The sequence below is a fragment of the Achromobacter sp. SX5 genome, assembly GCF_056711425.1.
Window position 1 is genome coordinate 2,203,593 of the sequence record NZ_CM160041.1, and the last position, 16,787, is coordinate 2,220,379.

The 16,787-nt window shown below is 67.7% G+C and carries 17 protein-coding genes, 1 tRNA gene and 3 pseudogenes; 11 read left to right on the forward strand and 10 right to left on the reverse strand.

Going from position 1 to position 16,787, the window contains the following annotated elements; translation table 11 throughout:
- Positions 1 to 20 precede the first annotated feature (20 nt).
- A pseudogene (gene dapC / locus AC1M14_RS10430) lies at positions 21 to 1,220 on the reverse strand (succinyldiaminopimelate transaminase).
- Positions 1,221 to 1,265: 45 nt separating this feature from the next.
- Between dapC and AC1M14_RS10435 the strand changes: the two are divergent.
- Positions 1,266 to 1,352: transfer RNA gene (locus tag AC1M14_RS10435), tRNA-Leu, on the forward strand.
- 157 nt (positions 1,353 to 1,509) lie between these two features.
- Here AC1M14_RS10435 and AC1M14_RS10440 read toward each other — a convergent pair.
- Positions 1,510 to 2,085, reverse strand: a complete 576-nt coding sequence (locus AC1M14_RS10440; protein WP_111824807.1) for a BrnA antitoxin family protein — start codon at positions 2,083 to 2,085, stop codon at positions 1,510 to 1,512.
- Entirely contained in the window at positions 2,072 to 2,251 is a 180-nt protein-coding gene (locus AC1M14_RS10445) for a BrnT family toxin (protein ID WP_479731540.1), read from the reverse strand. Before AC1M14_RS10445 ends, AC1M14_RS10440 begins: the two co-directional genes overlap by 14 nt.
- Positions 2,252 to 2,956: 705 nt before the next feature.
- Between AC1M14_RS10445 and AC1M14_RS10450 the strand changes: the two are divergent.
- A pseudogene (locus tag AC1M14_RS10450) lies at positions 2,957 to 3,984 on the forward strand (NADH:flavin oxidoreductase/NADH oxidase); the annotation flags it as partial.
- Here the strand turns inward: AC1M14_RS10450 and AC1M14_RS10455 are convergent.
- Positions 3,981 to 5,091 (reverse strand): annotated as a pseudogene (locus tag AC1M14_RS10455) (maleylacetate reductase). The pseudogenes AC1M14_RS10450 and AC1M14_RS10455 overlap by 4 nt on opposite strands.
- A 116-nt stretch (positions 5,092 to 5,207) precedes the next feature.
- Between AC1M14_RS10455 and AC1M14_RS10460 the strand changes: the two are divergent.
- Positions 5,208 to 6,158 carry a LysR family transcriptional regulator gene (locus tag AC1M14_RS10460; protein WP_102772143.1) on the forward strand — a complete coding sequence of 317 codons (951 nt, stop codon included), beginning with the start codon at positions 5,208 to 5,210 and terminating at the stop codon, positions 6,156 to 6,158.
- Here AC1M14_RS10460 and AC1M14_RS10465 read toward each other — a convergent pair.
- The 3 genes from AC1M14_RS10465 to AC1M14_RS10475 all read right to left on the reverse strand — a co-directional run bounded on the left by AC1M14_RS10465 (position 6,155) and on the right by AC1M14_RS10475 (position 8,012).
- Positions 6,155 to 6,805, reverse strand: coding sequence for a dUTPase (locus AC1M14_RS10465; protein WP_102772142.1), 651 nt, complete (start codon positions 6,803 to 6,805; stop codon positions 6,155 to 6,157). The two genes, AC1M14_RS10460 and AC1M14_RS10465, sit on opposite strands and share 4 nt — an antisense overlap.
- 90 nt (positions 6,806 to 6,895) lie before the next feature.
- On the reverse strand, positions 6,896 to 7,360 hold the full coding sequence (locus AC1M14_RS10470) for a hypothetical protein (RefSeq protein WP_209165328.1): 465 nt from the start codon (positions 7,358 to 7,360) through the stop codon (positions 6,896 to 6,898).
- 13 nt (positions 7,361 to 7,373) lie between these two features.
- Positions 7,374 to 8,012 (reverse strand): DedA family protein, encoded by a 639-nt coding sequence (locus tag AC1M14_RS10475; protein ID WP_102772140.1) that lies wholly within the window; start codon positions 8,010 to 8,012, stop codon positions 7,374 to 7,376.
- Between the two features lie 118 nt (positions 8,013 to 8,130).
- Here AC1M14_RS10475 and AC1M14_RS10480 point away from each other — a divergent pair, with 118 nt between their 5' ends.
- Entirely contained in the window at positions 8,131 to 9,171 is a 1,041-nt protein-coding gene (locus AC1M14_RS10480; RefSeq protein ID WP_479731530.1) for a metal-dependent hydrolase, read from the forward strand.
- Between the two features lie 29 nt (positions 9,172 to 9,200).
- Here AC1M14_RS10480 and AC1M14_RS10485 read toward each other — a convergent pair whose 3' ends face one another.
- Positions 9,201 to 9,602, reverse strand: a complete 402-nt coding sequence (locus tag AC1M14_RS10485; protein WP_479731532.1) for a PIN domain-containing protein — start codon at positions 9,600 to 9,602, stop codon at positions 9,201 to 9,203.
- Positions 9,599 to 9,802 (reverse strand): hypothetical protein, encoded by a 204-nt coding sequence (locus tag AC1M14_RS10490; RefSeq protein WP_479731533.1) that lies wholly within the window; start codon positions 9,800 to 9,802, stop codon positions 9,599 to 9,601. The genes AC1M14_RS10485 and AC1M14_RS10490 overlap by 4 nt, the downstream gene beginning before the upstream one ends.
- A 159-nt stretch (positions 9,803 to 9,961) precedes the next feature.
- On the opposite strand from AC1M14_RS10490, the gene AC1M14_RS10495 reads away from it, so the two are divergent.
- The 5 genes from AC1M14_RS10495 (at position 9,962) to AC1M14_RS10515 (ending at position 14,145) form a co-directional block, all read left to right on the forward strand.
- Complete coding sequence (locus AC1M14_RS10495; protein WP_111824799.1) at positions 9,962 to 10,729, forward strand: IclR family transcriptional regulator; 768 nt, start codon at positions 9,962 to 9,964, stop codon at positions 10,727 to 10,729.
- A gap of 31 nt (positions 10,730 to 10,760) precedes the next feature.
- Positions 10,761 to 11,465 (forward strand): dipeptidase PepE, encoded by a 705-nt coding sequence (gene pepE, locus AC1M14_RS10500; protein ID WP_102772136.1) that lies wholly within the window; start codon positions 10,761 to 10,763, stop codon positions 11,463 to 11,465.
- The gene (locus tag AC1M14_RS10505; protein ID WP_209165332.1) at positions 11,462 to 12,391 is read left to right on the forward strand and encodes a DUF1177 domain-containing protein; all 930 of its coding nucleotides are present in this window, start codon (positions 11,462 to 11,464) and stop codon (positions 12,389 to 12,391) included. The genes pepE and AC1M14_RS10505 overlap by 4 nt, the downstream gene beginning before the upstream one ends.
- Positions 12,388 to 13,086, forward strand: a complete 699-nt coding sequence (locus tag AC1M14_RS10510; protein ID WP_102772134.1) for an AroM family protein — start codon at positions 12,388 to 12,390, stop codon at positions 13,084 to 13,086. Before AC1M14_RS10505 ends, AC1M14_RS10510 begins: the two co-directional genes overlap by 4 nt.
- Before the next feature lie 72 nt (positions 13,087 to 13,158).
- Positions 13,159 to 14,145 carry a Bug family tripartite tricarboxylate transporter substrate binding protein gene (locus tag AC1M14_RS10515; RefSeq protein WP_102772133.1) on the forward strand — a complete coding sequence of 329 codons (987 nt, stop codon included), beginning with the start codon at positions 13,159 to 13,161 and terminating at the stop codon, positions 14,143 to 14,145.
- A 90-nt stretch (positions 14,146 to 14,235) separates the two neighbouring features.
- Here the strand turns inward: AC1M14_RS10515 and AC1M14_RS10520 are convergent, their stop codons facing one another.
- On the reverse strand, positions 14,236 to 15,291 hold the full coding sequence (locus AC1M14_RS10520; protein ID WP_479731534.1) for a PDDEXK nuclease domain-containing protein: 1,056 nt from the start codon (positions 15,289 to 15,291) through the stop codon (positions 14,236 to 14,238).
- 225 nt (positions 15,292 to 15,516) lie between these two features.
- Between AC1M14_RS10520 and AC1M14_RS10525 the strand changes: the two genes are divergently transcribed.
- On the forward strand, positions 15,517 to 15,804 hold the full coding sequence (locus tag AC1M14_RS10525; RefSeq protein ID WP_479731535.1) for a double zinc ribbon domain-containing protein: 288 nt from the start codon (positions 15,517 to 15,519) through the stop codon (positions 15,802 to 15,804).
- 13 nt (positions 15,805 to 15,817) lie between these two features.
- Positions 15,818 to 16,711 carry a cation diffusion facilitator family transporter gene (locus AC1M14_RS10530; protein ID WP_102772131.1) on the forward strand — a complete coding sequence of 298 codons (894 nt, stop codon included), beginning with the start codon at positions 15,818 to 15,820 and terminating at the stop codon, positions 16,709 to 16,711.
- The last annotated feature ends 76 nt before the right edge of the window (positions 16,712 to 16,787 follow it).

Sequence of the window (16,787 nt, forward strand, 5' to 3'; positions counted from 1 at the left end):
GCTCAGCTTTTAAGGGTTGATCAAACAGAAGTATGCACAAAATGGGCAATGCGTTCGGCCGCCTGCACGCAGTCGGCCAAGGGCGCCACCAGGGCGATGCGGATGCGGCCCTGGCCGGGATTCGTCCCGTGCGCCTCGCGCGCCAGGAAGCTGCCCGGCAGCACGGTAACACCGGTACGGCCGTAAAGGTCGCGCGCGAACGCCGTATCCGAACCGGGCGTGGCCGCCCACAGGTAGAAAGAGGCCTGCGGACGGGTCACGTCCAGCACGTTTTGCAGGATCGGCACCACGGCGTCGAACTTTTCGCGGTACATGCGGCGGTTGTCCTTGACGTGGGCCTCGTCGGTCCAGGCGGCGATGCTGGCCGCCGACACCAGCGGGCTCATCGCGCTGCCATGATACGTCCGGTACAGCAGGAAACGGCCGATCAGGGCGGCGTCGCCCGCCACGAAGCCCGAGCGCAGGCCCGGCACGTTGGAACGCTTGGACAGGCTCGAGAACGCCACCAGGTTGCGGTAGTCGTCACGGCCCAGGCGGCGCGCCGCCTGCAGGCCGCCCAGGGGCGGATTGGCTTCGTCCAGGTAGATCTCGGAATAACACTCGTCCGAGACGATCACGAAATCATGGCGGTCGGACAGCTCGAACAGCGTCTTCCAGTCGTCCAGCGACATGACGTTGCCGGCCGGGTTGCCCGGCGTACAGACGAAAACCATGCGCGTCCGCTTCCAGACCTCGGCCGGAACCCGGTTCCAGTCGCTGCCGAAATCGCGCACCGGGTCGGCGTTCACGAAGTAGGGCGTGGCCCCGGCCAGCAGCGCGGCGCCTTCGTAAATCTGATAAAAAGGATTGGGGCAGATCACCACCGAGGCCGGCCGACGGGTCGATGACGGTCTGCGTGAACGCAAACAGCGCCTCGCGCGAGCCCAGCGCCGGCAGCACCTGGGTTTCCGGGTCCGGCGCCGGAATGCTGTAGCGGCTGGCCAGCCACTGCGAAATCGCCTGGCGCAGCGCCGGGTCGCCCTTGGTGGACGGATAGACCGACAGGCCCGCGAGGCTGTCGCGGATCGGCCTGTCCGATGCGCTCCGGCGCGGCGTGCTTGGGCTCGCCGATCGATAGATTGATGGGCGTCAGGCCGTCCGGCTGCTGGGCGGCCGAAGCCAGCAAAGCCCCGCAGTTTTTCGAACGGATAGGGGTGTAGGGCATCGAGGCGCGGATTCATGACGCAAGATTTTAACAAGCAAGCTACAATAGCGGGCTTGGCTTTGCGAAGGTGGCGAAATTGGTAGACGCACCAGGTTTAGGTCCTGACGCCGTAACAGGTGTAGGGGTTCGAGTCCCCTCCTTCGCACCACTTATTGCCTGACGCTGTCTGGCGGTGCGCACAGCGGTGCGCCAACAGTGTCTACAGCCCCCCGAGAACCCCCGAGGCGTCGAATGCCTCGGGGGTTTTCTTTTTCGACAGCTGGCGGATTCCTTGCTGCCCGTATTTCGTAGCGTCCCGGGGAGCATCAGGGGAGGCCATGAACGATGGCCACTCCGTCCTGCTCCTCCACCTGCACTTCGTCGTCATGCCAAAGCAGGGGGCGCTTTTCGGCGAGTTTCTTCGCCTCACTGTCTGTCATCCCCTTGAGCACGAAGAAATCGCGCTGCTCGGTGTGGTCGCCAATCTTGCGGCTGATCGTCCTGCGCACGTACTGCTCCAGTCGCAACGGGTCGGCCGGAAAATCGTCGGCGCCCTTATATTGGACCATTGCAGTCTTCGGATGTCCCGCCACGTACAGTTGGATACCGTCCATCGAACCGCCGATGTACGCGATCTTGGGGCTGTAGGCTGCACGTAGCTTTTGGTCTATCCGGGTTTGCCAGCCGCTTCCTTTGCCTTTGGCCAACGCCAGCACGTCGGGTGACAGCCGGATCGAGATCCGCTCTTTCGTGATCTCTGCCTTGGGACGTCCGACTCGTGTCATTTTTTTCAGGTCGGCTGCTCCGAGTTCGTAGGTATCCGGATCGGCGGCGATGCCACGGTTAATGACCTCGTCCTCTTCGCGGTTGGGAACGATCGTCCCCGGCTTAAGTTTCGGCATACAGGTTCACCTCTCTCGAGTTTGCCTTGCGAAGGCTGATGATGCGCCGTTCGTCGTTGCGGTCCACGTACACCATGCAATACAGGCGCACATCGATATAGCCCAAGGCGATCATGCGGCGCTCGCCGTACTTTCGGCGCATGTCCTCGCGCACCAGGGCCTTCATCCCATTCGAACCATTCAGCGGCCGCCAGCGAAACGCCGTGCTTGCGCTGATTGCTCAGATCTTTGGCGGTGTCGAAGGTGATGATCATTTATTTATTGTATGTACAGAAAATAAAGGGTGCAACGATTTTTTGTGCATACATTTAATGTGCCCTCGCGCTATCGAAGGTGGGGTGCCGGGCAAGGCAAGTCGGGACGCCCCCTTACGGGTATACGCCAGTGCGAATATCCCGATTTTTGCTATATCGTCGCGCTCTTCAGTGGATGCTTGCCCATAAACAGCACGATAAGGAGAGCCTTCCGTGGCACTCAAGTACGCTGCATTTCTGGATGTCATCGATCTGCGCGCCCCGAATCCGAGCGTCCGTACGCGTTCCCCGCGAGGTGTGCCGTGCACGAGTTGCTGGCGGACTGGTGCGAAATACTGAACCTGCTGCTGCGGGTCGCGGCCGATACGCAGGCCACGGCGCAGGCGCGTGATGACGCGCTGCGCGATGCTCACCGGCATTCCTGCCAGGCGCCGATCTGTTTCCGGATGTCTGGCGCAACCGTCGGCCTCCTGGCGGAAACGCTGAACTGCGCCGTGCGCGCCTCCTGCGTCAGGCATGACGACAGCGCCTGGATGCGGGCGTTGGACCGGGCCTACGCGCAATTCCTGCAATACCTGATCCGCGACGTGCAGCGCTGGACCAGCGGCGGCCCGCAGGAGAAGGGCCGGGCCGTCGACTGGCACATGATCCACCTGGGCCACCTGGCGCTGTCCGGCGCCGGGCTGATGTTCATCGAAGCCACGGCGGTCGAGCCGGAGGGCCGCATCTCGCCGGGCGATCTCGGCCTGTGGTCCGACGACACCGAGGCCGCGCTGGGCCGCGTGGTGGCCGCCGTACGGCGCCATTCGCCGATCAGGCTCGGCATACAGCTCGGCCACGCGGGCCGCAAGGCCTCCAGCGAGGCGCCCCTGGAACGGCGGTCAGTTGGTCCGCGCCCGAGGCGGGCGGCTGGCAGCCCTGGGCGCCTTCGGCCCTGCCGCACGGCGCGGCCGAGCCGGCGCCCCGGGTCCTGGACCAGGCCGGTCTGGCGCGCGTGCGCGAGGCCTTCGTCGACAGCGCCCGCCGCGCGCTGCGCCTGGGGCTGGACGCGATCGAGCTGCATGCGGCGCACGGCTACCTGCTGCACCAGTTCCTGTCGCCGCTGGCCAACCGTCGCGACGATGCCTACGGCGGCTCGCTGGAGAACCGCATGCGCTTTCCGCTGGAGGTGTTCCAGGCGGTGCGCGAAATCACGCCGCGCAATGTGGCGCTGGGCGTGCGCGTCTCGGCCACGGACTGGGTCGAAGGGGGCTGGGACCTGGAGCAGACCCTGGCCTTCGCGCAGCAGCTCAAGGCGCGCGGCTGCGAGTTCATCGACGTGTCCTCCGGGGGCGTGTCGCCGCAGCAGAAAATTCCGGTCGGGCCGAACTACCAGGTGCCGTTCGCCGAGCAGATCAAGCGCCAGGTGGGCATGCCCACCATCGCCGTCGGCATGATTACCGAGGCGCAGCAGGCCGAGGACATCCTGGCGCAGGGCCAGGCCGACATGGTCGCGCTGGCGCGCGGCATGCTGTATGACCCGCGCTGGCCCTGGCATGCCGCCGCGCAGCTCGGCGGCCAGGTCGCCGCGCCGCACCAGTACTGGCGCTCGCAGCCGCGCGACCAGAAAGCGCTGTTCGGCGAAACCCGCTTCGGCGCGCGCTAGCGGCCGGCCGCCCCGGGCCGGCGGCCTTCGTAGGCGTCCTGCAGCAAGGCGCGCAAGGCCGCGCGTTCCAGCGGACGCGGGTTGGGATAGGGCGTGCGCAGCGCGATGTCGCAGGCCTGGTCCAGGTCCTGCTCGCGCATGCCGATCTCGCGCAGCGCCGTGGGCGCGTCCAGCGAGCGGGCCAGGTCGTACACGCCCTGCGCGGCGTCGGACGCGGCCCAGCGCGGCGGCGATGCGCTGCATCGCCTGCGGCGCGGCCGGCGCGTTGTAGGCCAGGGCATGCGGCAGCACCACGGTATGCACCTCGGCGTGCGGCAGGTTGAAGCTGCCGCCCAGCGTATGGCAGAGCTTGTGGTGCAGGGCCATGCCCACACTGCCCAGCACGGTCCCGCAAAGCCAGGCGCCGTACAGCGCGTCGCCGCGCGCCGCCTGCAGGGCCTGGCCGGCCGCGCCGCCGCAGATGACGGGCAGCGCCCGGGCCAGCGCCCGGATGCCTTCCTGCGCCATCAGGTCCATGATGGGATTGCCGTCGGCCGAGTACAGCCCTTCGGCGGCGTGGGCGATGGCGTTCATGCCGCTGGTCGCGCTCATCGCCGCCGGCAGCGACATGCTCAGTTCCGGGTCGTAGACCACGCTGCGCGGCAGCACGCGCTCGTCCTTGCCGGTCTTTTTCAGGCCGGCTTCGGTGATGCCGTAGATCGGCGTCATCTCGGAACCGGCGTAAGTGGTGGGCACCGCGATCACGGGCAGGCCGGCCTCCAGCGCGATGGCCTTGCCCAGTCCGATGGTGGAGCCGCCGCCCACCGCCACGGCGCAATCCGCGCCATGCTCGCGCGCCGCCTGGCGCGCCTGGCGCGCGACCTCGATGGGCACGTGCATCGCCGCCTGGTCGAATATGCCGGCGACGCGGTCGGCGCCGAGCAGCGCGGCCACGCGCTCGGCCTGGGCGCGCTGCGGCGCGGTGCACAGCACCAGCGCCCGCCGCAGGCCCAGCGCGTCGAGCTCGGCCGCCAGACCTTCCAGGCTGCCCGGGCCGAAGACCACGCGCTGCGCGCGGCTGGTGTAGACGAACGGCGAGACGGCGTTCGGGTAAGCGGTGTCGGTCATTGCGGTTCCTATTTTTGTGCAAATTGCCAAACTGCGGCCATGCACGCTATCGTAAGTGCCAGCGCCAGCAGGAAAGCACGCGCCACACGCCAAAGCCTTTTGCGCCATATGCACAAATGAAAGCCGTCAAATTCGCCGAAAACCTGTCGATCTTCGTCGACGTCGCGCGCGCGCAGAGCTTCTCCGAGGTGGCGCGCCGCCGCGGCATGGTGGCCTCGTCCGTGGCGCGCCAGATCGGGGCGCTGGAGTCCGAACTGCAGGTGCCGCTGTTCCTGCGCTCCACCCGCGCCCTGGCCCTGACCGAGGCCGGCGAAGTGCTCTACGAGCGCGCCGTGAAGATCCTGCACGACATGACGGAGGCCCGTTCCGAGGTCATTTCGCTGGAACAGAGCGTCCAGGGCCAGCTGCGCGTGAGCTGCCTGCCTGCTTTCGCGCGGCGCTACGTGGTGCCCATGCTGCCGCGCCTGGGCCTGCGCCATCCGCAATTGCGCGTGGAACTGGAGCTGACCGAGCGGGTGGTGGACCCGGTGGTCGAGCGCATGGATGTGGTGGTCAGGGTGGGGCAGCAGCCCGACAGCAGCCTGATCGGGCAGCGCATCGGCAGCCACCGCTACCTGATCTGCGCGGCGCCGTCCTATCTGGAGCGGCACGGCGTGCCGCGCACGCTGGCGGACCTGGCGCGCCACCGCCTGATCGACCGGCGCCACAGCACCAGCGTGCGCGGCTGGCGCGAGGTGGGCGGCGGGCTGTGGGCGCAGGACGCCCGCTTCGTGCTCGAATGCGACGATTGCGACGCGCGGCGCCAGGCCGCGCTGGAAGGTCTGGGCATCGCGCTCATGCCGAACTGGTCGGCCGGCCCGGACATCGGCGCCGGCCGCCTGGTGCAGCTGGCGCTGCGGGACGCCGTGCCGGCGCCGGACAGCGGCATTTATCTGTTGCGGGCCATGCCGCGCGCCAACGCCAGGATACGCGCCTTCACCGAAGCGCTGCGCCAGCAGGTGGGTTCGCCGTCGGTGTGGGACGTCGCGATCGATTCGGTGGCGGGGCCCGTGGCCCGCAGCGCCTAGAGAGCGGCGTAAGCCTGTTCCAGCCGGGCCTGCAGCTGTTCGGCGAAATCGGCCTGGGCCGGGTCCAGCGCCGACATCAGCCGCGCCAGCACGACGTTGTCTTCTTCGCCGTTCCAGATCTTGACGTAGGTGCCTTCCTTGTAGCCGTGGCGCTGGCGGAAGATGTTCAGCACGTTCTTGGAAACGTACTGCGTGTAGGCGTCGTTCCAGCTCATTTCGCAGGCCGTCATGGCCTGCTCCAGCACCTTGAAGCTGGCGCGCCCGCACACCGCCAGGCCGCCGATCAGTTCGAGCAGCTCGGGCACGTTCAGCGTGTCCAGCGCGTAGGCCTTGCCGTCCAGCGACACCGAGGCCGGTCCGGCCAGATCGGCCACCAGCGCGTCGGCGGCCTGCCCGGCGCTGCCGCCGGCCGCGACGATGGTGTGCGACAGATAGAAGTGCAGGATGTCCACCAGTTCCATCTGCACCTGGGGCAGGTCGATGGTCTGCTTCTTCCACCATTTCCAGCCGTAGTGCTCCAGCGCCTCGGCCGATTCGACGAAGGCGGCCCGCAGGAAACGGGCGCCGCCGTTGACCCAGTCCGGATTGATCATGCTGTTCAAGTGGTCCTGCAACTTGAGCATCGTGGCCGCCTGGGCCTGGTTCAATCCGACTACGTTATTCACTTTCACTCCGGGTTCGTGGGGTCTGTTGGACAGCGGCGGAAATGTTAGCACCATTGCCGCCGCGTCCCGGCCTCACGCGCTACCGTCCTTGCGGTACGCGGAGGTCTTCAAGGGCGGCAGCTTGGCCAGCGGCGGCCGGCGCGGATTGCGCGCGCCGGCGGCGGCCTTGAACAGCATCACCGCGAAGAAAACCAGGAAGGCCGCGGGCATCAGCTCGTCCAGGTCGACCTGCGGGCTGCGCAGCACCTGGAACACGATGCGCGCCGCCGCCCAGCCGGCCAGCACGCCGCCTATGGTCAGGATGATGCCGATCTTGCGCTGGCGCGCGCGCCGCGCCAGCGAGTCCGCGGCGGGGTCTTCCTGGCCGGCGGGGGCGGCCGCCGCGGGCTTGCGCGCGGGCGTGGGGAAGGGGTCGGACAACAGGCCGGCGTCGACGCGCTCGGCCTCGACCCTGCCGCGCGCGGCGCCGCCAGCGCGCGTCAGGTTTTCGATATAGCGCACGAAATCGCCGTCTTTCGGCTCGCCATCGATGGCCATGGAGCTCTCCGGTTCAGTTGCCGCGGCGCTGGCGAGCCGGCACGCGGCGTTTGCGCAGCATGGCCACCAGCAGGCCGCCGCCCAGCAGCACCGACAGGCCGGCGCCTATCATCATGGCGATCTGCTGCGCGTTGTCCGCTGTGCCCAGGCTGCGCGCCGTGATGTAGCCCGGCGCCAGCATCAGCGGCAGCCACAGGGCGGCGGAAATGACATTGGCCAGCTGGAAGCGGCCGTGGGCCATGCCCATCACCCCGGCCACCGTGGGAATGGTGGAACGGATCGGGCCCAGGAAGCGGCCGACCAGCACCGAAGCGAAACCGTAGCGGTAGAAAAACAGGCGGGCGCGCGCGACGCCGGAGCGCTGCTGCTTCAGCGGCCAGCGGCGCAGCACGTTCGGCCCGGCCCAGCGGCCCAGCCAGTAAGACAGCGCATCGCCCACGATGGCCCCGGCGATGCCCCAGGCCAGCACGATCCACGGGCTCAGCGTACCCGCGCCGATCAGCCCGCCGGTCAGCAGCATCAGCGCGGTGGCCGGGATGAAGAGGCCCACCAGCACCAGGGACTCGCCCAGCGTCAGCAGGAAAGTGATCGGACCCGCCCATGCCTGGTTGGTCTCGATGAACGCGGCGATCTGGTCGATGTATTGGTCCACGTATAGGCTCACAAAGGCAAACTTGAAAATAAGCTGAATGCAATCGGGTATCTTAACGCCTGCAAGAGCGGACGCGCAGGCCCTAGTCCGTACGGTTGAAGTCTACAGTCAGGGAATTATGGATTCGGTTACGCAAGCGGTGCTGGGCGCCGGAATACAGGGCGCGCTGATGGGACGCTTCCAGGGACGCCGGGCGCTGATCTACGGCGCGGCCCTGGCCACCGTGCCGGACCTGGACGTGCTGATGAGCTACCCCGACCCGGTCTCGCTCATGACCTACCATCGCGGCTTCTCGCATTCGGTCTTCGTCCTGACCGGCCTGGCCGCCTTGCTCGCCTGGCTGATCCGCAAATACTGGCCGCAGGCGCCCTACAGCGGGCGGCGGCTGTTCCTCACCTTGTGGCTGGTGCTGGTCACGCACCCCGTGCTGGACGCGTTCACCGTCTACGGCACCCAGCTCTTCTGGCCGCTGGCGCGCATACCGGAAAGCTGGTCCGCCGTCTTCATCATCGACCCCGTCTACACCGTGCCGCTGGCCGCCGGCGTGCTGGTGGCGATCGCCTGCGGCATGACCCGCGGCGCGCGCCGCCTGCTGGCCGCCGCCCTGGTGTTCAGCACCGCCTACCTGGGCTTCGGCCTGGCCGGCCGCATGGCCGCCGAGCACCGAGTGCGCGAAGCGATGCAGGCCCGGGGCATCGCCGTCACCGAACTGCGCGCGGTCAACATGCCATTCAACACCCTGGTATGGCGCGTCATCGCCAAGACCGCCGACGGCCACTATTACGAATCCGTCAGCAGCCTGTTCGACCGCGACCCGCCGGAATGGCTGCGCCAGCCGCTGAACCTGGACCTCGGCCAGGCCCTGGCCGGCGTGCCGTTGCACCAGCGGCTGCGCTGGTTCACCGACGACTGGCTGCGCTACGACGCCATCGGCGACGCCCTGGTCGTCACCGACCTGCGCATGGGCGTGGCGGGCCACTACACCTTCCGCTTCAAGATGGCGCAGCGCGCCGCCGACGGTGGCTGGACGCCGGTCACTCCGTCGAGCTGGCCCACCGCGCGCGGCGGCTGGGCCGAATTGAAACTGGTGCTGGCGCGCATCCTGCACGAACAACCGCCGCTGCCGCTGGCGCAGTGGGCGGAGATGGCGGAGCGGTAGGGAAGGGGCGCCGCAGCGCAGCGCCGATTTCAAGCCAGCCAGTTTTCTATGACCAGCCCGCGAATGCGCTCGAATTCCCGGGTGTTGCCGGTCACCAGCGTCAGGCCGAGCGCGTGGGCATGCGCGCCGATCAATAAATCATTGGCGCCGATGGTTTCCCCTGCCGCTTCCAACTGGGCGCGAATGCTGCCGTATCTGGCGTCGGCGGGCGCGTCCAGCGGCAGGACCGGTATCGCGTTCAGCAGGCATCCGACCCTGGCACGCAATCTGGCGGAGTTCTTCTTGGCGCAACCGTAGCGCAGTTCGGCCGCGACGACGATGCTGGTGCAGACCCGGCGATGGCCGACCCGCTCGACACGGCGCGCGGCCCGGCCATCGGGCTCGCGCAGCAGGACGCTGATGATATTGGTGTCCAGCAGATAGGCGCTCATCGCGGGTTTTGCCGCCCGATCGGTGTGTCCTCGAGATCGGGGAACTGGTCTTCGGGTCCTAACGGTTCTTCGTTTCTCCATTCGGCCAGCAAGGTCACGATATTTCCCGGGCCGGCTGCGGGAATGCGTGCGGCCTGACCTGGATCATTGCGGGCCAGCCTCGCGTCACGAGACTTGGAAGAAGGGGGCGGGATGGTCATGGTTCGTCCTTTTCGCATGGGCCACAGGGCGGGGCCGCCTTTGTGTCTCTGCAGTCTGCCGGAAACCCCGCCCATTGCACTTCGTATTGACCGCCATCCACCCCGTGCTTTATTCTTGTTCTTCTATTAGGAACTTGAGTTCCATAATTCGGAACCAATATGAGCATTCTCGACGGAGTCCAGCGCGTCTTGTCGCTGTATGCGGACGGCGCGACGGAATTGAGCTTCACCGATGTGGCGGCGCGCCTTGCGTTGCCCAAGAGCACGGCTTCGCGCCTGCTCAACCAGATGCAGCATTACGGCCTGCTGGACCAGGACCCCGCCACGCGCCGCTACCGCGCAGGGGCCTTGCTGGCCCAGGCGGTGCGCGCCGGCATGGCGGCCACGCCGCTCGATGACGCCTGCCGCGCCGTGCTGGCGCGCCTGTCCGACGAAAGCGGGCTGACCGCCTATCTGTCCACCCTGAACCAGCGCGAGACCGTGGTGCTGCAGCGCCTGAACGGCTCGCACCCGGTGCAGGTGCTGTCTTCGCCCGGCTCGCGCCGCGCGGCCTCGGGCACCGCCATGGGCCGGGCGCTGCTGTCGCGCCTGAGCGATGCCGAGTTCCAGGCGCTGTACGGCGCCGACCCCGGCCAGTCGCTGCCCATGGAGGGACGCGATTGTCCCGCCACCGTGGGCGAACTGGCCGGCCTGGTGGCGCAGGTCCGCGCCGACCGCTGCGGCGTCGCCATCGACCAGGCCATGCCCGGTATCGGCGCGGTGGCCGCGGCGCTGCGCGATCCCGCCACCGGCGAGCTGCGCGGCCTGTGCCTGTCCTTCGTGTCTTTCCAGGTCGACGCCGAGCGCGTCGCGCGGTTGCGCCAGACCGTGCTCGAGCAGGTGGGGGCGCTGGGCCGCGAACTGAACGATCCCTATTGGCTAGCCTGAATCTCCAAACTTCCTTACGGAAATCGCTTTCATGAACCTCCTGCTACTCAGCAATTCCAGCAGCGACGCCGGCTATCTGGTGCATGCGCTGCCCGCCATCCGCGAACTGATCGCGGCGCTGCCGCCGGGCGCGCCGGCCGTGTTCGTGCCGTTCGCGGGCGTGACCCGCAACTGGGACGACTACACCGCGCTGGTGGTCTCGGCGCTGGCCGACACCGGCCTGGACATCCAGGGCCTGCACCGCGCCGAAGATCCGGTGGCCGCGCTGGAAGGCGCGGCCGTGATCATCGTGGGCGGCGGCAACACGTTCAACCTGCTGGGCCAGCTGCGCCGCCAGGGCCTGCTGGGCGTGGTGGCGCGCCGGGTCCGCCAGGGCGCGGCCTATCTGGGCTGGAGCGCCGGGTCCAACCTGAGCTGCCCGACCATCTGCACCACCAACGACATGCCCATCACCGACCCGCAGGGCTTCGACGCACTGGGCCTGCTGCCGTTCCAGATCAATCCGCACTACACCAACGCCCATCCGCCGGGCCACCGCGGCGAGACCCGCGCGCAGCGCCTGGCCGAGTTCTGCACCCTGAACCCGGCGATGCCGGTGCTGGGCCTGCCGGAAGGCTCCGGGCTGCGGGTGAGCGGCGGCGAGATGACCCTGATCGGCCCGCACGAGGCGCCGCTGTTCCTCGGCCAGCAGGAACCGCGCGTATTCCGCCCGGGTCCGGTGGAGGTCCAGGCATGAAGCAAGTCATCGACACGATCGAACTGCTGTCGTCCGCCCACGTCACCGGCGAGTCGGTGGCGCAGCGGCTGCGCGAGGCCGGCGACTGCGAAGTCGAGGTGACCCGGCTCGAGCGCGACGGCGCCGCCACCGAATTCCTTTCCATCGTCATCCCGGGCGCCGACGAGACGGCGCCGCAGCTGGGCATCGTGGGCCGCCTGGGCGGCATCGGCGCGCGCCCGGCCGTCACGGGCCTGGTGTCCGACAGCGATGGCGCGGTGGTCGCGATCGCGGCGGCTTTCAAGCTGATGGCCATGGCCCGCGAGGGCGACGTGTTGCCCGGCACGGTGCGCATCCGCACGCATATCTGCCCGCGCGCCGGCACGCGTCCGCATCATCCGGTGCCGATGATGCGCTCGCCATTCCCGATGCGCGAGATGATGTCGCATGAAGTCGATCCGCGCATGGACGCGATCCTCTCGGTCGACACCACGCGCGGCAACCGTCTCGTCAACAAGCGCGGCGTGGCGCTGACGCCGGTGGCAAAACAGGGCTATCTGCTGCGCATTCCCGAGACGATGCTGGACGTGATGGGCTGGGTCAGCGGCGAACTGCCCGTGACGCTGCCGCTGACCACGCAGGACATCACGCCCTACGAAAACGGCCTGTGGCACGTGAATTCGCTGATGCAGCCCACCATCGTCACCGACGCGCCCGTGGTGGGCGTGGCGCTGACCGCCCAGACCACGGTGCCGGGCTGCGCCACCGGCGTGACCAACGCGGTGGACGCCGACGTCGCCATGCGCTTCTGCATCGAAACCGCCAAGCTCTTCGGCCAGCGCGCCATGACGTTTTTCGACGAGGCCGAATGGGCCGCGCTGCAATCGCGCTACGGCTCCATGGCGCACCTGCAGACCGTGGGCCGCGAAACCGGAGACGCGGCATGAGCGCGCAACCGCGGCGGCGGGTGGCGTTCTTCACCATCGGGCAGTCGCCGCGCAGCGACGTGGTGCCGGAAATCGCGCCGCTGCTGGGCGCGCACGTGCAGGTCGACGAGTTCGGCGCGCTGGACGGCCTGGACGCGGCGGCGCTGGCCGCGCTGGCGCCCAAGCCGGGCGCCTACCGCTTCGCCACGCGCATGCGCGACGGCTCGCAGATCGAGCTGGACGCGGCCGCCGCCGAGGCCCGGCTGGCCCAGGTCATGAGCCAGGCCGACGCCGCCGGCTACGACGTGCTGGTGCCGCTGTGCACCGGCACGGCCATCGCGCCGATGCGCACGCTCGTGGTGGAGCCGCAGCAGGTCGTGGATCACCTGGTCGCGGCGCTGGCGCAGCACTGCCGCAAGGTGGGCCTGGTGGTGCCGCTGGCCGCGCAGGTCGACGCCTTCCACATGGCCGTGCCGCTGCCTTGCGACGTCCAGGTGGCGCACGCCTCGCCTTATGAGGCCGACGCGCAGCAGGCGGCGCGAAATTTCGAGCAGGCCGGCCGCGAGCTGGCCTCCTGTGACCTGATCGTCATGCACTGCATGGGTTACGCCGAGCGCATGCGCGCGGCCGTGGCCCAGGCGTCCGGCCGTCCGGTCCTGCTCTCCAACCGCCTCGTCGCGCAGACGCTGGCGCAAATCCTTGGTCCGGGTGTCTGACACCCAATCTCTACCCGAAGGCCTGGCGCGCCGGGCCTTCGGTGAATCAAATATTGCAGGGAGTTTTTCGTTATGTTCAGCCGTACCCTAAACCGCGCCGTCGGCGCACTGTTCGCCGTTTCGGCGCTTGCCGCCACGCCGGCGCTGGCCGCCGACGCCTGGAAGCCCGCTAAACCCGTGCGCCTGCTGGTGGGCTTCGCCCCGGGCGGCTCGGCCGATACGCTGGCCCGCCTGCTGGCCGACCCGCTGTCGCAACGCCTGGGCCAACCTGTCGTGGTCGAAAACCTGGCCGGCGCCGGCGGCAACATCATGGCGTACCGCCTGAGCCAGTCGCCGGCCGACGGCTACGCCATCGGCATCGGCGCCGCCGGCTCCATGGCCATCACCCACGTGCTCAACCCCAAGGGCACCAACTACAAGCCCACTGACTTCACCCCGATCACGCTGGTCGCGGTGCAGCCCAACGTGGTCATCGTGAACAAGGACGTGCCGGCCAACAACCTGGCCGAGCTGAAGGAATACTTCCAGAAGACGCCGACCGCCACCTACGGCACCGCCGGCGTGGGCATCTCCAACCACCTGATCGCCGAGACCATGCTGTACAAGCTGGGCGTGAAAGTGCCGCACGCGCCGTACCGTGGCGCGGCGCCTGTCATCACCGACCTGCTGGGCGGCCATATCGCGATGACGATGGACAACATCTCCACCGCGGCCCCGCTGGCCACGCAAGGCAAGGTCAAGGCCATCGGCGTGGCCTCGCTCAAGCGCGCGCCGCAGCTGCCCAACGTGCCCACGCTGGACGAGCAGGGCCTGAAGGGCTTCGACATGCCGACCTGGCAGGGCGTGTTCGCGCCCGCCGGCCTGCCCGCCGACGTGCTGGCCGCCTACTACGCCGCGCTGCAGGACGTGCTCAAGCAACCCGCCCTGGTCGAGAAAATGGCCGGCCTGGGTTCGGAGCCGGTCACGGGCATGACGCCCGAGCAGTTCGGCCAGTTCCTGGAGAAGGACCGCCAGCAGTGGGCGGACATCGTGAAGGCCGCCAACATCAGCCTCGATTGAACGCAAGGCGCCAGCGCCTGAGCGTCCGCAAGGGCGCCAGGCTTGATCGCGGGTCTGGCGGCGGCTTTTCGCGCAACCTGAATGCCGCCGTCATCGCTGTTCGCCGGACTTGCGGCGCTCGATCTGGGAGCGAGCCCGCTCGGTTGCCTGCTGTAGCCGTTCGGCCAACACTGCGGGTGGTGGAAGGGCGGTCAGGTATTCGGCGACATGGATGCCCGACTTGTCCAGCTCCAATAGTTCGATCTGCTCGCGCTTTTTGCCGGCGCATAGGATGATGCCTAGCGGCGGGGCTTCTCCAGGTTCGCGTTCATGCTTGTCGAGCCAGCGCAAGTAAAGCTCCATCTGCCCCTTGAACGCTGCTTTGAACTCGCCGATTTTCAGTTCCACCGCTACCAGTCGGCGCAGCTTGCGGTTATAAAACAGCAGATCGAGGTGGAAGTCCTCGTCGTCGATCTGGATGCGTTTCTGTCGCGCAAGAAAAGAAAAACCAGCGCCCAGCTCCAGCAGAAAGGACTGCATTTCGCGGATGATCGCCGCTTCCAGTTCGTCCTCCTGCCAACTATCCAGCAGGCCCAGAAAGTCCAGGATATATGGGTCGCGCATCACCAGCGCCGGCGACATCCGGCGGGCATCGCGCAAGGCCGCCAGTTCCTGAGCGATTGTTTCATGCGGCTTTTTTGAAAGCGCAGTGCGCTCGTACAGCATCGAATCCATGCGTTCGCGCAGTGTCCGCACGCTCCAGCGTTCGGCACTGGCCATTTGTGCATAGTAGTCCCGCCTGAGCGGATCCTTCAGCGGCAACAGCGCCACGAAATGCGACCAGCTCAATTGTCGTGACAGCGTCACGACAATTGATTCGTCAGGATAGGCGGCCGCAAACTGCACCATGCGCCGTAGATTCTTTTCCGCGAAGCCTTGCCCAAAGTCGCGAACGAGGTGCCGGGCCAAGGTTGCCAGTAGTTCCTCACCGTATCCGGCCCGTTGTCCGGCCAGAACCTCCGTATGGATGCGGTGGCCGATACGCCAAAACAGCAAGGTCAGTTCGGCGTTGGCGGTCGAGACGGCGCGCTGCCGTGATGCCTCGATCAGCGTACGGATGTCGCCGATCAGGACTGTCGACGCCGCAGGCGGCTTGTGTCCGATCATGTCATTCCTCCATGTTTTGGGCCGATGATAGGGGGGTATGGAGGTCGGAGGGGCCTGCAGGGCCTGGCCGAGTGACAGATTCATCCCATTTCCGGGAGCGCCGCCACCGCACCACGAATACTCGCCTCGGGGCACTGTCGTCGTACTCTGCCCTTGACTCTGAAGCTGCTTCAGGCTTTGTCATGATGCCTGGCAATACGCCGCGATCGCGGCTCGGAGGCTGATATGGGCATACTGAAACATCTGCTGGGCGGGCGCGCCGGGCATCGCGGGTACGGCGGCCATCATGGCTATGACCGTCGCGGCGGCGGGGCCTATGGCGGCGCGCCGCAGGGCGCCGCCGCCGTCTGCAACGGTTGCGGCGCCTCCCAGGCTGCGGGCGGGCGCTATTGTTCGCAATGCGGCGTCTCGCTGGCGCCGCTGGCCTGCTCGCAGTGCCGCGCGGCCATCGCTGCCGGAGCCGGTTTCTGCGCGCAGTGCGGCACCGCCGTCGCGCCGTCGAACCAGCCTTGATCCGCGGACACCAATGAGCGATAGCCATCAGCACGGCGACGTGCGCACCTTACCCGAATCCCGCCTCTGGATCGCGCTGGGCCTGACCAGCACCTTCATGCTGGTGGAAATCGTCGGCGGGATCATGACGGGCAGCCTGGCGCTGATTTCCGACGCCATGCACATGATGACCGACGCCATGGCCCTGCTGCTGGCGCTGGTCGCGATCCGCGCGGGCCGCAAGGCGGCGGACCTGATGCGCACCTACGGATACGCCCGCTTCGAGATTCTGGCGGCGGCGGTCAATGCGCTGGTGCTGCTGGGCATCGCGTTCTACATCCTGTACGAGGCCTATCAGCGCCTGTCGGCGCCGTCGGATATCCAGTCCGTGGGGATGCTGGCCGTCGCCGTGGTCGGCCTGATCGTCAACCTGATCGCGATGCGGCTGCTGGCAAGCGCGAAGGACGAAAGCCTGAACGTGAAGGGCGCCTACCTGGAAGTGTGGGCCGACATGCTGGGCTCGATAGGCGTGATCGTCGGCGCCGTGGTGATCTGGTTCACGGGCTGGCGCTGGGTGGATTCGGCGCTGGCGGTGGGCATCGGCTTCATGGTGTTCCCGCGCACCTGGACGCTGTTGCGCGAGTGCGTGAACATCCTGCTCGAAGGCGTGCCGCCGGGCATGAGCCTGCAGGCGGTGCGCGACGCCATCGCCGGCACGGCCGGCGTGGCCGCCATCCATGACATCCACCTGTGGGCGGTGACGCAGAGCAATCCGATGCTGACGGGCCATGTGGTGCTGGAGCCGGGGGCCGACGGCGAGGCGGTGCGCCGCGCCATCGAAGACCGCCTGCAGCAGGACTTCGACCTGCACCATACGACGCTGCAGATGGAGCGTGACGACCGCTCGGCGCAGGAGCACATACACTGAGCGCGGCCGCGGCGCGGGCGCGCAAACAAAAACGCCAGGCCGCGACGCCTGGCGTTTTTTTTTGAGTGCGCAGAGG

Bases quoted from the DNA above. Each gene is read 5' to 3' on its own strand.
- AC1M14_RS10440 (WP_111824807.1), bottom strand. From the start codon at position 2,085: ATGCCGAAACTTAAGCCGGGGACGATCGTTCCCAACCGCGAAGAGGAC.
- AC1M14_RS10445 (WP_479731540.1), bottom strand. From the start codon at position 2,251: ATGAAGGCCCTGGTGCGCGAGGACATGCGCCGAAAGTACGGCGAGCGC.
- AC1M14_RS10460 (WP_102772143.1), top strand. From the start codon at position 5,208: ATGAAAGCCGTCAAATTCGCCGAAAACCTGTCGATCTTCGTCGACGTC.
- AC1M14_RS10470 (WP_209165328.1), bottom strand. From the start codon at position 7,360: ATGGCCATCGATGGCGAGCCGAAAGACGGCGATTTCGTGCGCTATATC.
- AC1M14_RS10480 (WP_479731530.1), top strand. From the start codon at position 8,131: ATGGATTCGGTTACGCAAGCGGTGCTGGGCGCCGGAATACAGGGCGCG.
- AC1M14_RS10485 (WP_479731532.1), bottom strand. From the start codon at position 9,602: ATGAGCGCCTATCTGCTGGACACCAATATCATCAGCGTCCTGCTGCGC.
- AC1M14_RS10490 (WP_479731533.1), bottom strand. From the start codon at position 9,802: ATGACCATCCCGCCCCCTTCTTCCAAGTCTCGTGACGCGAGGCTGGCC.
- AC1M14_RS10495 (WP_111824799.1), top strand. From the start codon at position 9,962: ATGAGCATTCTCGACGGAGTCCAGCGCGTCTTGTCGCTGTATGCGGAC.
- pepE (WP_102772136.1), top strand. From the start codon at position 10,761: ATGAACCTCCTGCTACTCAGCAATTCCAGCAGCGACGCCGGCTATCTG.
- AC1M14_RS10505 (WP_209165332.1), top strand. From the start codon at position 11,462: ATGAAGCAAGTCATCGACACGATCGAACTGCTGTCGTCCGCCCACGTC.
- AC1M14_RS10510 (WP_102772134.1), top strand. From the start codon at position 12,388: ATGAGCGCGCAACCGCGGCGGCGGGTGGCGTTCTTCACCATCGGGCAG.
- AC1M14_RS10515 (WP_102772133.1), top strand. From the start codon at position 13,159: ATGTTCAGCCGTACCCTAAACCGCGCCGTCGGCGCACTGTTCGCCGTT.
- AC1M14_RS10520 (WP_479731534.1), bottom strand. From the start codon at position 15,291: ATGATCGGACACAAGCCGCCTGCGGCGTCGACAGTCCTGATCGGCGAC.
- AC1M14_RS10525 (WP_479731535.1), top strand. From the start codon at position 15,517: ATGGGCATACTGAAACATCTGCTGGGCGGGCGCGCCGGGCATCGCGGG.
- AC1M14_RS10530 (WP_102772131.1), top strand. From the start codon at position 15,818: ATGAGCGATAGCCATCAGCACGGCGACGTGCGCACCTTACCCGAATCC.